The organism is Thauera chlorobenzoica, assembly GCF_001922305.1.
Taxonomy (GTDB): domain Bacteria; phylum Pseudomonadota; class Gammaproteobacteria; order Burkholderiales; family Rhodocyclaceae; genus Thauera; species Thauera chlorobenzoica.
In genome coordinates this window covers 3,400,685-3,413,497 of sequence record NZ_CP018839.1, presented here as the reverse complement: position 1 = coordinate 3,413,497, position 12,813 = coordinate 3,400,685, and the positions used below count along the sequence as shown (strand labels likewise).

Annotated in this window: 12 protein-coding genes; 8 read left to right on the top strand and 4 right to left on the bottom strand. The window is 69.3% G+C overall.

Translation table 11 applies throughout. The features are described from left to right. Positions 1-53: 53 nt before the first annotated feature. The 3 genes from Tchl_RS15910 to xseA form a co-directional block, all read right to left on the bottom strand. Positions 54-899: a pseudouridine synthase gene (locus Tchl_RS15910; protein ID WP_075149221.1), complete on the bottom strand. Its 846-nt coding sequence runs from the start codon at positions 897-899 to the stop codon at positions 54-56. Positions 900-937: 38 nt separating this feature from the next. Beyond that, positions 938-1,522: a superoxide dismutase gene (locus tag Tchl_RS15905; protein ID WP_075149220.1), complete on the bottom strand. Its 585-nt coding sequence runs from the start codon at positions 1,520-1,522 to the stop codon at positions 938-940. Between the two features lie 179 nt (positions 1,523-1,701). After that, on the bottom strand, positions 1,702-3,087 hold the full coding sequence (gene xseA, locus Tchl_RS15900; RefSeq protein ID WP_083945261.1) for an exodeoxyribonuclease VII large subunit: 1,386 nt from the start codon (positions 3,085-3,087) through the stop codon (positions 1,702-1,704). Positions 3,088-3,444: 357 nt separating this feature from the next. Between xseA and Tchl_RS15895 the strand changes: the two genes are divergently transcribed. The 8 genes from Tchl_RS15895 (at position 3,445) to Tchl_RS15860 (ending at position 10,020) form a co-directional block, all read left to right on the top strand. Further along, positions 3,445-4,053, top strand: coding sequence for a MotA/TolQ/ExbB proton channel family protein (locus Tchl_RS15895; RefSeq protein ID WP_075149219.1), 609 nt, complete (start codon positions 3,445-3,447; stop codon positions 4,051-4,053). 14 nt (positions 4,054-4,067) lie between these two features. Then, positions 4,068-4,499, top strand: coding sequence for an ExbD/TolR family protein (locus Tchl_RS15890; RefSeq protein WP_075149218.1), 432 nt, complete (start codon positions 4,068-4,070; stop codon positions 4,497-4,499). Positions 4,500-4,509: 10 nt separating this feature from the next. Continuing rightward, entirely contained in the window at positions 4,510-5,502 is a 993-nt protein-coding gene (gene lpxK / locus Tchl_RS15885) for a tetraacyldisaccharide 4'-kinase (RefSeq protein WP_408646112.1), read from the top strand. Beyond that, positions 5,483-5,674: a Trm112 family protein gene (locus Tchl_RS15880; protein ID WP_075149216.1), complete on the top strand. Its 192-nt coding sequence runs from the start codon at positions 5,483-5,485 to the stop codon at positions 5,672-5,674. Before lpxK ends, Tchl_RS15880 begins: the two co-directional genes overlap by 20 nt. 5 nt (positions 5,675-5,679) lie before the next feature. Next, positions 5,680-6,489: a 3-deoxy-manno-octulosonate cytidylyltransferase gene (gene kdsB, locus Tchl_RS15875; RefSeq protein ID WP_075149215.1), complete on the top strand. Its 810-nt coding sequence runs from the start codon at positions 5,680-5,682 to the stop codon at positions 6,487-6,489. A gap of 91 nt (positions 6,490-6,580) precedes the next feature. After that, complete coding sequence (gene adk, locus Tchl_RS15870; RefSeq protein WP_075149214.1) at positions 6,581-7,234, top strand: adenylate kinase; 654 nt, start codon at positions 6,581-6,583, stop codon at positions 7,232-7,234. 151 nt (positions 7,235-7,385) lie between these two features. Beyond that, positions 7,386-8,642 carry a 6-phosphofructokinase gene (locus Tchl_RS15865; RefSeq protein ID WP_075149213.1) on the top strand — a complete coding sequence of 419 codons (1,257 nt, stop codon included), beginning with the start codon at positions 7,386-7,388 and terminating at the stop codon, positions 8,640-8,642. A 40-nt stretch (positions 8,643-8,682) separates the two neighbouring features. Then, the gene (locus Tchl_RS15860; RefSeq protein WP_075149212.1) at positions 8,683-10,020 is read left to right on the top strand and encodes an SLC13 family permease; all 1,338 of its coding nucleotides are present in this window, start codon (positions 8,683-8,685) and stop codon (positions 10,018-10,020) included. A gap of 10 nt (positions 10,021-10,030) precedes the next feature. On the opposite strand, the gene Tchl_RS15855 is transcribed toward Tchl_RS15860, so the two are convergent. Further along, complete coding sequence (locus tag Tchl_RS15855) at positions 10,031-12,646, bottom strand: glycosyltransferase (protein WP_075149211.1); 2,616 nt, start codon at positions 12,644-12,646, stop codon at positions 10,031-10,033. Between the last annotated feature and the right edge of the window lie 167 nt (positions 12,647-12,813).

Sequence of the window (12,813 nt, the reverse complement as noted above, 5' to 3'; positions counted from 1 at the left end):
AATCGGCGTCCAGGGGAGGCCGGCGAGGCGGGGCGGCGAGGGCCGGTGCCGGCTCAGGCCGGTGGCTTGGCGGGGAAGGGGGCGCTCCAGCCCAGGGCTGCGAGGACGGCGGCGAAGTCCGGCGCCGGCGGGGCCTGGATCTGCAGCACGGCACCGGAGACAGGGTGGCGCAAGCCCAGTGCGGTGCACGCGAGGAGCAGGCGGGCGCTGCCGAACAGCTGCTGGAACAGGCGGTTGTGGCGGCCCTTGCCATACGTGGCGTCGCCGATGATGGGGTGGGCGATGTGCTTGAGATGGCGCCGCAGCTGGTGGCGACGGCCGGTTTCGGGGATGAGCTCGAGCAGGGCGTAGCGGCTGCTGGGGTAGCGGTCGACGCGGTAAGGGAGCTCGGCGTGGGCCAGTACACGGTACTGGGTGCGCGCTGGCAAGGGCGTTGGCGGTGGCGGAGTTTGGCTGGGGCCGTCGGCGGCGGTGTCGGTGTCGGGGGCGGCGGCTTGCACTGCGCTGTCCTCTTCGTCCTCGGGCAGGCGGCCGCGCTCGCCGGCGCCGCGCCCGCGGCTGCGTTCGATCGGATCCAGGCGGCGGGCGAGCGGGTGGTCGATGAGGCCGGCGGTGGGCGGGCGGCCACGGACGACCGCCAGGTAGCGCTTGTCCACCCGGCGCGACTCGAACTGGGCGCCAAGGGCCGCGGCGGTCTCGCGCTCGAGCGCGAACAGCAGCACGCCGGAGGTGCCGCGGTCGAGGCGGTGGGCGGGAAACACGCGACGACCGAGCTGGTCGCGCAGCAGCTGCACGGCGAAGCGCTGCTCACCGGCGGCGATCGGGCTGCGGTGCACGAGCAGGCCGGAAGGCTTGTGGATCGCGACCAGCCAGTCGTCCTGGTAGAGGATGTCGAGCATGGAACCGGCCCCGCAGGGCCGGACAGGTTCGGGCGGGTTCAGGCGAAGTTCTTCGCCGCGAAGTCCCAGTTGGCGAGCTTGTCGAGGAAGGTGGCGACGAAGTCGGGGCGGCGGTTGCGGTAGTCGATGTAGTAGGCGTGCTCCCACACGTCGATACAGAGCAGCGCGGTGTCGCCGGTGGTCAGCGGGGTGCCGGCGGCGCCCATGTTGACGATGTCGACGGCGCCGTCGGCCTTCTTCACCAGCCAGGTCCAGCCCGAGCCGAAGTTGCCGACCGCGGAAGCCTGGAAGGCCTTCTTGAAGTCGTCGAAGGAACCCCACTTGGCCCGGATCGCGTCGGCCAGCGCGCCGCTGGGCTCGCCGCCGCCGGCGGGCTTCATGCTGCTCCAGAAGAAGGTGTGGTTCCAGACCTGGGCGGCGTTGTTGTAGAGGCCGCCGGCGGGGGCCTTCTTGACGATGGCTTCGAGGTCGAGGTTCTCGTACTCGGTGCCCTTGATCAGGTTGTTCAGGTTGGTGACGTAGGCCTGGTGGTGCTTGCCGTGGTGGAACTCCAGCGTTTCCGCGGAAATGTGCGGAGCCAGGGCATCCTTGGCATAAGGCAGGGCGGGCAGGGTGTGTTCCATGCGGGTTCTCCTTTATTCGGCTTGTTTTGTCTGAAGCTGGGGAAAAAGCCCGAGGATTCTAGTCGGGATTTTGCCCCGCTGACAATGCTCGCGCCCGAATGTTAAGACTATCGGGCTGTTTGTGAAACGCTATCGGCAAGCCCCGGGTCGGTGGGCGTTTGCACAGGATTCGACCGCAGTCAGTCGTCGTGGTGCCCGATAACGGAGGTGTCGAGGCGGCCGCGGGCCAGCTGCACGCTGACCGTGGCGCCGTTTTCGACTTCTGCCGCGGAGCGCAGCACGCGGCCGTGGGGGTCGCGCGCGATGGCGTAGCCGCGGGCGAGCACGGCCTCGGGGGCGAGGTGCTGGAGGTGGGCGGCGAGCGCCGCGAGCCGCACCCGGCGCAGTTCCGCCTGGGTGTGCATCGCCTGGCGCAGGCGCAGGCCGAGGGCGTCGACCCGCTGCCGGTACGAGGCGAGTTCGGGCCGCGCCGCGTCCAGGCGGGTGCCGGCGCGGGCGCAACGCAGCGCAGCGCGCTCGAGCCGGCGTTCGAGCGCCGCGCGCAGATGGCGCGCGGCGAGCGCGAGACGTTCCCGTTCGCGCTCCAGGCGCTGCCGCGGATGGATCAGGCGCAGGGTGGCGCGGTCGAGGCGCTGGGCCAGGGTTTCGAGACGGCGGCCGATGGCGCGCCCGAGGCGGGGTTCGAGCGCCGCCAGTTCGGCGCGCACCGCATGCCAGCCGGCGCTGGCGAGTTCGGCTGCGCTGGTCGGCGTGGGCGCGCGCAGGTCGGCGGCTAAATCGGCGATGGTGAAGTCGGTTTCGTGGCCGATGCCGCTCACCACCGGCAGCGGGCAGGCGCGCAGGGCGCGGGCCAGGGATTCGTCGTTGAAGGCCCACAGGTCTTCGATGCTGCCGCCGCCGCGCACCAGCAGCAGCAGCTCGATGCCGTCCTGGCGCGCCCGCCGGCCTGCGGTCGCGACCGCGTCGCGCAGGCGGGCTGCGGCGTCCGCGCCCTGCACCGGGGCGGGATAGAGAACCGCCGCCAGATGAGGCGCCCGCCGGTGCAGGGTGACCAGCACGTCGCGCAGCGCCGCCGCCTGCGGCGAGCTGACGATGCCGATCGCGCGCGGAAAGCGCGGCAGGGGGCGGCGGCCCGCCGGGTCGAACAGGCCTTCGGCGGCGAGCCGGTTCTTGAGCCGGTTGAAGGCCTCGAACAGCGCGCCGATGCCGGCCGGGCGCAGCGCCTCGACGTTGAGCTGGTAGTCGCCGCGCGCCTCGTACAGGGTTGCCAGCGCGCGCGCTTCGACCCGCATGCCGTTTTCCGGGCGGAACGGCAGCAGCTGTGCGCGGTTGCGCCACATCGCGCAGCGTACCTGGGCGTTCGCGTCCTTGAGGGTGAAATACACATGACCGGAGGCCGCCCGGGTGAGGTTGGAAATTTCGCCGCCGACCCATAGCAGGGGAAGTGCGGATTCCAGTGCCTCGCGTGCCAGGCGGTTGAGTTCGGAGACGCTAAGTACCGGGGCGGACAGCGTTCTTGCCGGGTTTTCGGCATCGGGAGGAGGGGCGGCGGGGGACGGATTCATGGCTGGATTGTAGCGGAATCCACAGCTGCGGCGGCCTGTCAAGGGCCTGTCTGCAAGTCCTTGAGGGGAAAGGGGTTGATCTGCAACTCGTTGAAAACAAACAGTTTAAAATGTTGCACAATTTTTCATCGGAGTGTCCGAAGGCTTGTGGCGACCGGCTTTGCGGGCAACATCCCAAAACAACCCACAAACTTATCCACAGCTTCTGTGGATTCCTCCGCCAATCCCGTCTGGCGCCTGGCAAGGGCCGGGAGGGGGCGGCCGAAAGCCGGCCGGGAGTGCTCGGCTGCCGCCGGCCGTGCTTGCTGCCGCCGGCCGGCGGCGCTAGAGTGCCGCCTTTGTTCCAAGGGGGCATGCGTGTTCGCGATCATCCAGGCTGTTGGCTGGCCGATCTGGCCCTTGATTCTGGCTTCGGTGATCGCGGTGGCGCTGATCATCGAACGCTCGATCGCCCTGCGCCGGGCGAGCATCGTGCCGTCCGGCCTGCTCGGCGACGTCCTCGATGAGCTGCGCGGCAATGGCGTGTCGCCGGCGATGATCGAGCGCGTCGGGGGGCATTCGCCACTGGGCCGGGTGCTGGCCGCCGGGCTGCGCAACGTCAATAGCCCGCGCGAGATGATGAAGGAATCGATCGAGGAGACCGGCCGCGCCGTCGCCCACGAGCTCGAGCGCTTCCTGACCACGCTCGGCACCATCGCCGCGATCAGCCCGCTGATGGGGCTGCTCGGCACCATCATCGGCATGATCGACATCTTCGCCTCGCAGGGGGTGAGCGGCGCCAACCCGGCACAGCTTGCGCAAGGCATCTCGATCGCCTTGTACACCACCGGCCTCGGCCTCATCATCGCCATTCCGGCGATGATCTTCTGGCGCCATTTCCGCGCCCTGGTCGACGGCTTCGTGATCGACATGGAGCAGCTGGCGGTCAAGCTGGTCGAAGTCGCCCACGGCGAACGCCGCGCCTGACAGGGGCTGCCGCCATGAATTTCCGCCGCGGCAGTCGCAACGGGGAGCCGGAGATCAACCTGATCCCGCTCATCGACGTGGTCCTGGTGATCATCATCTTCCTGATGCTGACGACGACCTTTTCCCGGGTCTCGGGGCTGGAGATCAGCCTGCCCACGGCCGAACCCGACGGCGCCGAGGCGGTGGCGAACGAGATCGTCGTCGTCGTCAGCGCGGCCGGCGAGGTGCTGGTCGACGGCCAGCCCGTCGGCGGGCGCGATGTCGGCGCGACTGCGGCGGCGCTCGCCAGGGCCGCGGCCAGGGCTGCAGGCGCGCAGCGCCCGCCGGTGGTGGTGATCAATGCCGACGCCCGCACCGCGCACCAGCGCGTGATCGATGTCATGCAGGCGGCGCAGCGGGCCGGGCTGGCGCACATCACCTTCGCCACCCAGACGCCGCCCGAGTGAGCGCTTGAGCATGTCTGTCCCCGCATTCTGGCTGCGCCGTGGCGTGCTCGCCGGCATGGCGTTTCCGCTGGCGCAGCTGTTCGGCGCGCTCGCGCGCTGGCGGCGCAGGGCGTTGCGCCCGCAGCGGCTGCCGGTGCCGGTGATCGTGGTCGGCAACATCGCCGTCGGTGGCAGCGGCAAGACGCCGGTGGTCGACTGGCTGGTCGGCGTGCTGCGCGCCCGGGGCTGGCATCCGGGGATCGTCAGCCGTGGCCATGGCGGACGGATCGAGGGCGTCGCCGCGGTGCCGGCCGAGGGTGATCCGGCGCTGTACGGCGACGAGCCGGTGTTGCTCGCGCGCCTGACCGGGTGCCCGCTGGTGATCGGCCGTGACCGTCCGGCGGCCGCGCGCGAGCTGCTGCGCCTCCACCCCGGGTGTGACGTCATCGTCGCCGACGACGGCATGCAGCACTACCGCCTCGGGCGCGACCTGGAGGTCGCGGTGGTCGATGAGGCCACCCTCGGCAACCGCCTGCTGCTGCCGGCCGGCCCCTTGCGCGAGCCCTTGTCACGGCTGGCCGAGGTCGATCTGGTGATCGCTCATGGGCCGCTGGCGGCGGCCACGCGCGCCGCTGCCGGCGCGGTGCCGGTGTTCGACATGCATCTGCAGGGCGGATCGCTGGAGGCCGTGGCTGCCCCCGGGCGGACGCGTCCGGTCGCGGAGCTGCGCGGCTGCCGGGTGCATGCGGTGGCGGGCATCGGCCGGCCGCAGCGCTTTTTCGAACAGCTTGCCGGCGACGGCATCGAGCCCGTGCCCCATCCCTTTCCCGACCACCACCGCTTCACTCCCGCTGATCTCGATTTCGGCGATGCGCTGCCGATCCTGATGACGGCCAAGGATGCGGTAAAATGCCGCCCTTTCGCGCCCGAGGATTGCTGGGAATACCCGGTGCGGGCGCAGATCGGTTCGGGAGCCGCCGAACGCATCCTGGAGAAGCTCGAAGATGGACGCACGACTGCTTGAAATCCTCGTCTGCCCGCTGTGCAAGGGGCCGCTCGACTACCTGAAGGACAAGCAGGAGCTGGTGTGCAAGGCCGACCGCCTCGCCTACCCGATCCGCGACGACATCCCGGTGATGCTCGACGAGGAAGCGCGCGCACTGAGTGCCGAAGAAGTCGACGCCCTGCGCAAGTGAGTCCGATGGCGCCGCCGCTTCCCACGCCCTTCCAGTTTCGCATCGTCATTCCGGCGCGCTACGCCTCGACCCGGCTGCCGGCCAAGCCGCTCGCCGACATCGCCGGCAAGCCGATGATCGTGCGCGTGCTCGAGCGCGTGCACGCGGCCGGTGCCGCCGGGGTCTGGGTCGCGACCGATCACCAGGGGGTACGCGCCGCGGTCGAGGCCGCGGGCGGGACGGTGGTGATGACCCGCACCGACCACCCGAGCGGGACCGACCGCCTGGCCGAGGTCGCGGCGCGGTGCGGCTGGGGCGACGACGAGATCGTGGTCAACGTCCAGGGCGATGAGCCGCTGATCGATCCCGCCGCGGTCGCCGCGGTCGCCCGCGCACTGGCGGCCGATCCCGATGCCGCGATCGCGACCGCGGCCCATGCCATCGTCGAGGCCGGCGAGGCCTTCAATCCGAATGTGGTGAAGGTGGTGTGCGATGCCGCCGGCCGTGCCCTGTATTTTTCCCGGGCGCCGATTCCGTGGGCGCGTGACGCCTGGGCGGGCGAGGGCGGGCGGAACGCCTTGCCGTCCGGCCTGCCGCTGCTGCGCCATGTCGGGCTGTACGCCTACCGGGCCGGGTTCCTGCGCCGCTATGCCGGGCTCGCACCTTCTCCGCTGGAGCAGTGGGAGGCGCTCGAGCAGCTGCGCGCGCTGTGGCACGGCTTTCCGATCCGCGTCATCGAGCTCGCCGAGGCGCCGCCGGCCGGCGTGGATACGGCGGAAGACCTCGAGCGCGTGCGCGCTGCGTTTACGGCTGGGGCGGCGGCGGGCGGGGTTTGACCGGCTGCCGCGTGTCGGTTAAGTTTCGGCCTCTTTATTCATTGATAAGGAAAGCGCCAGCTCAATGGCTTTCCAATTTTCGGGAGGGTGTATGCGACTGATTCTGTTGGGACCGCCGGGCGCCGGCAAGGGGACGCAGGCCAACTTCATCAAGGAGAAGTTCGGCATTCCGCAGATCTCCACCGGCGACATGCTGCGCGCCGCGGTCAAGGCGGGCACGCCGCTCGGGATCGAGGCGAAGAAGGTGATGGATGCCGGCGGCCTCGTCTCCGACGACATCATCATCGGCCTGGTGAAGGATCGCCTGCAGCAGGATGACTGCAAGAGCGGCTACATGTTCGACGGCTTTCCGCGCACCATTCCGCAGGCCGACGCGATGAAGGAAGCGGGCGTGGCGATCGACTTCGTGCTCGAAATCGACGTCCCCGACAGCGAGATCGTCGAGCGCATGAGCGGGCGCCGCGCCCACCTGGCGTCGGGCCGCACCTACCACGTCAAGTACAACCCGCCGAAGGTCGAGGGCAAGGACGACGTCACCGGCGAAGACCTGGTGCAGCGCGACGACGACAAGGAAGAGACGGTCAAGAAGCGTCTCGACGTCTACCATGCCCAGACCAAGCCGCTGGTCGAGTACTACGGCAAGTGGGCGGCTTCGGGCGATGCCAGGGCACCGAAGGTGCGCAAGATCTCCGGCCTCGGCGCGGTCGATGCGATCACCGCACACGCCTTCGAGGCGCTGAAGTAAGCCTGCGCGGGAGCAGTATCCGGCCCGCCGCTGCAGCGGGCTTGTCAGTGCGCGGCCGCTCCGGGAAGATCGGAGCGGCCGCGCTGCTTTTTGTGCCGCCGTGCACCCTGTGCGGATGCCCGTCTCGAAGCTCTTATCGGAGTCGATCCCGATGTCTCATGCCAACCTGCTTTACGCCCATTCGGGCGGAGTGACCGCGGTGATCAATGCCACTGCGGCGGCGGTGATCGCCGCCGCGCGCGAACAGGGGGGGCGGATCGGCACGGTGCTGGCGGCGCACCGGGGCATCGTCGGGGTCCTCCACGAGGACCTGATCGATACCGGTGGCCTGGATGGCGCAGCGCTGGCGCGCCTGGCGCGGACGCCGGGCGGGGCGTTCGGCTCGTGCCGTTTCGATCTGCCGCACGACGACGACGGGAAGGTGATGGAGCGCCTGTTCGCCGTGTTCGACGCCCATGACATTGGTTTCCTGCTCTATAACGGCGGCAACGGCTCGATGGATGCGGTCGCCCGCCTGCAGGCCGAAGCGCGGCGGCGTGGGCATCCGCTGCTCTGCATCGGGGTGCCGAAGACGGTGGACAACGATATCGTCGGCACCGACTGCTGCCCGGGGTTCGGTTCGGCGGCGAAGTACCTGGCGACTTCGATGCTGGAAGCGGGACTCGATATCGCTTCGATGGCCGGCGCCAAGGGCAGCGTGTTCGTCATGGAAGTGATGGGGCGCAATACCGGCTGGCTGGCGGCGGCGACCGCGCTCGCCGCGGGCGGCGATCCCGCGCGGCCACCGCATGTCGTGCTGGTGCCGGAAGTGGCCTTCGACGAGGACGCCTTCCTTGCGCGGGTGCGTGAAACGACCGAGCGCCTGGGCTATTGCGCGATCACCGTCGCCGAGGGCATCCGCTACGCCGACGGTAGCCTGCTGATGGAAAAGTCGCACGATGCCCGCGGCTACGTGCAGCTCGGCGGGGCGGGCTCGGCGGTGGCACGGATGATTCACCAGCGTCTGGGTTACAAGCACCACTGGGCGATTCCCGATTACCTGCAGCGCGCCGGCGGGCACTGGCTGTCGGCGACCGACCATGCGCAGGCGATGGCGGTCGGCCGTGCCGCGGTGGCATACGCGGTGCAGGGGCTGGGCGGCACGATGCCGGCGATCCGGCGCGTGCACGACGCGCCCTATCAGTGGGACATGGCCCCGCTCGACTGTGACGCGATCGCCAACCTCGAGCGCACGCTGCCGGCCGACTTCGTCCGCGCCGACGGCCTGCACGTCACCGCGGCGGCGTGCGACTACATCCGCCCCCTGATCGCAGGCGAGCTCACCCAGCCCACGCAGCACGGCCTGCCGGATTACCGCGCCTTCGACCTGCCGCGGCTCGGCCGGCGGCTGGCCGCATGGCGGGGGTGAGCGGCCCGCCGGCCCCGATCGCAGCGGAAGGGGAACGCGCTTGTCACGTATCGTCAATCTGCTGATCGCGTCCGGTCTGTACGTTGGCCTCAACATCTGGCTCGGCGCCGAACTCGGCCCGCCCGGTGCCGGCCTGGCGCTGGTCGCCACCATCGCCTGGCTGTGGGTGAGCGAGGCCCTGCATGTCAGCGTCACTGCCCTGCTGGTGCCGCTGCTCGCTGCGCTGAGCGGCGTGCTCGCGTTCGACGAGGCCTTGCTGCAGTTCGCCGATCCGGTGATCTTCCTGTTCCTCGGCGGCTTCGCGCTCGCCGCCGGCCTCCAGCGCCAGGGGCTGGACCGGTGGATGGCCGGGCGGGTACTGCGCTGGGCGGGGGCCGACTTCGGACGCGCGACCCGCTGGCTGTTCTGGCTCACGGCCTTCCTGTCGATGTGGATCAGCAATACCGCGACCGCGGCGATGATGCTGCCGCTGGCGCTCGGCTTGTTGTCCGCGCTGCCGCTGGAACCGTACCGCCGGACGTGGACCTATGTGCTGCTGGGGGTGGCCTTTTCGGCCAATATCGGTGGCATCGGCACCGTGGTGGGCAGTCCGCCGAACGCGATCGCGGCGGCCCATGCCGGGGTCTCGTTCGGCGCATGGCTGAGCTGGGGGCTGCCGCTGGTGGTGGTGTTGATGCCCCTGATGGAATTCGCCCTGCGCCGCGCGGTGAAGCCCCGGCTCGACGTCGCGCTCACCCCGCCACCGCCGCAGGCGGCGTGGAACGCGACGCAGAAACGGATGATCGGCTTGTTCGGGCTGACCGTGTCGCTGTGGGTGTTTGGGGCTCCGCTCGGCGAGTGGGTGGGGCTGGAGCGTGGCTACGACGCTGCCGTGGCCGTGCTCGCCCTGGTGATGCTGCACGCATCCGGGCTGGCGCGCTGGGTGGACATCGAGCGCGGCACGGAATGGGGCGTGTTGCTGCTGTTTGGTGGTGGCCTGGCGCTGAGCAAGGCGCTGGCCGACAGCGGTGCGGCGGCCTGGCTGGCGGCCCAGTTCGGCGGGCCGCTGGCGCAGATGCCGGTCCTGCTGTGCGTCGCGCTGATGGTGTTGTTCGCGCTGATTATCACCGAGGTCACCAGCAATACCGCGAGTGCGGCCCTGCTGATCCCGCTCTTCCTGGGGCTTGCGCCTCATGTCGAGCGGGTGCCGCTGGCGGTGCTGGTGGCGGTCGGCACCTCCTGCGCCTTCCTGCTGCCGGTGGCGACCCCGCCCAACGCGATCGTGTTCGGCAGCGGCCACGTCACGCAGCGGGCGATGATCGGCGGCGGCTTGCGCGTGACCCTGCTCGTCTATCCCGCACTCGTGCTGTTCGCCGCCGTGGCGCTGGCGCTCTACTGATCCTCGACGTTCAGGCCTGCGGCAACAGGGTTCCACGCGGGGTGTCACCGCTGTTGCGCTCCGGCATGTAGGCGGCGACCTGGCACAGGATCGCGGCAACGTAGGGAATGCATTGCAGGCACAGGATGCCGACCCATAGCTGGGTCTCCAGGTTGTCGGCGCCGCGCTGGGCGACCAGGGTGGCGGCGCCCATCAGCAGCGCGACGAGCATGCCGATTTCCTCGCGGATGGGGTTGAAGAAGGCGAGCGCGCCGCCGCCGCGCCAACCCTTGGGGGTGACGACGAAGACGCCCTTCTTCTTCACCAGGCCGGCGAACACGCCGCGTGCGATCGCGTGCGCCAGGCCGACCGACAGGATCGAGGCGCCGAGGATGTCCTTCCACGGGCAGTCCATCGTGCGCCGGTAGAGGATCGGGCCGAGTGCGGCCTTGAACGCCATGAAGCCCAGGATCGGCAGGGCGAGCGCGATCACCGGCAGGCCGAAGGCTTTCGGGAACAGCAGGATGCCCAGGGTCCACAGCAGGCTGCCGAAGGCGAACACGAGCTGCAGCGCGTCGCCCAGCCAGGCGAACCAGCCGGTGAGGAAGTGATAGCGCTGGGCGAGGTTCAGGGTGCTGCGCCCGAGCATCTGCGGCAGGTGGGCCTTGAGGATCTGCATCGCGCCGAAGGCCCAGCGGAAGCGCTGGCTCTTGATCGCGGCAAAGCCCGAAGGCGTGAGCCCGCGGCCGAAGATGTGGTCGACGTAGCGGGTGTCGTAGCCCTTCTCGATCAGGCGCAGGCCGAGCTCGGTGTCCTCGCAGATGCACCACTCCGACCAGCCGCCCACTTCTTCGAGCGCGCGGCGCCGCACCAGGGTCATGGTGCCGTGCTGGATCAGGGCGTTGCGCTCGTTGCGGTGGTGCATGCCGATGCGGAAGAAACCGTCGAACTCCCAGTTGCACATGCGCTTGAAGGGCTGGGTCTCCCAGTCGCGGTGCGCCTGCGGGGCCTGCACCACGGCGACCTCGGACTGATCGAAGTGCGGGATCAGGCAGGCCAGCCAGTCGGGCTCGACGACATAGTCGGCGTCCACCACGCCCACGACTGCGGCGCGCGGATCGGTGACCTTGAGGCCGTAGTTGAGCGCGCCGGCCTTGAAGCCGGGCCAGTTGGCGAGGTGGAAGAAGCGGAAGCGCGAGCCGAGCTCGGCGCAGCGTTTTTCCAGCGGTTTCCACAAGGCTTCGTCGCGGGTGTTGTTGTCGAGCACCAGCACTTCGAAGTTCTGATAGTTCATCTGCGCCAGGCTGTCGATGGTCGCGATCACCATCTCCGGGGGTTCGTTGTAGCAGGCGAGGTGGATCGACACGAAAGGCTGCTGCTCGGGCGCGTGTGGGGGCAGCGGCAGGAAGCGGCGCTGCCACTTCTTCTTGAACAGCACTTCGCCGAATTCGAAACCGTGCGACAGCAGCACGGCGGCGGTAAGCCCGGTGGCGCCGATGAGCAGGATGAGGCCGACGAGGTCGCGCTGGGTGAGATAGTAGTCGACCGGTACGTTGAGGCCGATGATCAGCGTCGATACACAGGCCTGGATCAGGGCGGCGAGGAAGAGACGGCCGAAGATGCTCCAGTCGGCGAGCAAAAAGGCGATCAGCAGCATCGGCAGGAAGGCGAGTGCGGCGGCGTTGCTCGCCTTGGTCGACCAGTGCGGGTCGCGCTCGATGATGCCTTCGAGGGCGAACTTCTGCTCGCGGTCGGCGTTGAACATGCCCCAGTACGGACCCGCCCAGCCTTCGACGTCGACCTTCCACGGCTGGTCGATCGCTTCCATCAGGAAGTAGTCGATGCGCGCGGTGCGGGGGTGGGCGAGGAATTCGCGGATGAAGCGGGCCTCGTTGTCGAGTGAGGGCAGGGCCGCACCGATGGTGGGGCCGCGGCTGGGCCAGCCGATTTCGCCGACGACGATCTTCTTGCGCGGATGGGCGCGGGCGACTTCGTCGTAGCGCTGGAAGGCGTATTCGACGGCGGCTTCGACCGGCACGCCCTCGTGATAGGGGAGCAGGTGCACGGTGATGTAATCGACGTGTTTGGCGAGTTCCGGATAGCGCAGCCAGACGTGCCAGGGTTCGGCGGTGGAAACCGGCTTGCGCAGGGTCTTGCGCACCTGGTCGAGGTAGCCGATCAGTTCGCTGACGGTGAGGTCGCCGCGCAGCACGGCTTCGTTGCCGACCATCACCCGCTCGATGTGGCGCATTTTCGGTGCCACTTCGAGCAGCGCGGCGATTTCGCGGGCGTTGCGCGTCTTGTCGGCGTCGAGCCAGGCGCCGGCGGTGACCATCATGTCGCGCTCGCCGGCGAGGCCGAGCAGTTCCGGCATGTCGGTGACGCCATAGGTGCGCAGCCCGTCGGACATGCGCCCGAGCAGGTCGAGGTCGGCGGCGAGGTTTTCGCGGCTGGGGTAGGTGCCGGTGAGCGGGCTCTGGTCGCGCTGGAAACCGTTGTAGGCGAAGCCCTTGATGCTCTGGTTGGTGCCGATGAACTCGGCGCCGCGGTTGAATTGCTGCCAGATCCAGTACTGCGCGAACGCCACCGCGATGGCGATCGCGACTGCGATCGCCAGGCGGGTTGCGAACGTAGCGGCGTTTTTCATTGGGATTCCATGTTGCCTTGGGTGGGAAAGCGGGGCTGGGGAGAGAGGGAATGCAGCGGGAGGAGGTGAGAATCCGGTGAAGAGCCGTTCATCGCCGCGTGCAAATATCGTCACGCCTGCCCTTGTGACACAATGCGCGGCGCTCGGCGGACGCTCCGGGGGCGACG

Bases quoted from the DNA above. Each gene is read 5' to 3' on its own strand.
- Tchl_RS15910 (WP_075149221.1), bottom strand. From the start codon at position 899: ATGCTCGACATCCTCTACCAGGACGACTGGCTGGTCGCGATCCACAAG.
- Tchl_RS15905 (WP_075149220.1), bottom strand. From the start codon at position 1,522: ATGGAACACACCCTGCCCGCCCTGCCTTATGCCAAGGATGCCCTGGCT.
- xseA (WP_083945261.1), bottom strand. From the start codon at position 3,087: ATGAATCCGTCCCCCGCCGCCCCTCCTCCCGATGCCGAAAACCCGGCA.
- Tchl_RS15890 (WP_075149218.1), top strand. From the start codon at position 4,068: ATGAATTTCCGCCGCGGCAGTCGCAACGGGGAGCCGGAGATCAACCTG.
- lpxK (WP_408646112.1), top strand. From the start codon at position 4,510: ATGTCTGTCCCCGCATTCTGGCTGCGCCGTGGCGTGCTCGCCGGCATG.
- Tchl_RS15880 (WP_075149216.1), top strand. From the start codon at position 5,483: ATGGACGCACGACTGCTTGAAATCCTCGTCTGCCCGCTGTGCAAGGGG.
- kdsB (WP_075149215.1), top strand. From the start codon at position 5,680: ATGGCGCCGCCGCTTCCCACGCCCTTCCAGTTTCGCATCGTCATTCCG.
- adk (WP_075149214.1), top strand. From the start codon at position 6,581: ATGCGACTGATTCTGTTGGGACCGCCGGGCGCCGGCAAGGGGACGCAG.
- Tchl_RS15865 (WP_075149213.1), top strand. From the start codon at position 7,386: ATGTCTCATGCCAACCTGCTTTACGCCCATTCGGGCGGAGTGACCGCG.
- Tchl_RS15855 (WP_075149211.1), bottom strand. From the start codon at position 12,646: ATGAAAAACGCCGCTACGTTCGCAACCCGCCTGGCGATCGCAGTCGCG.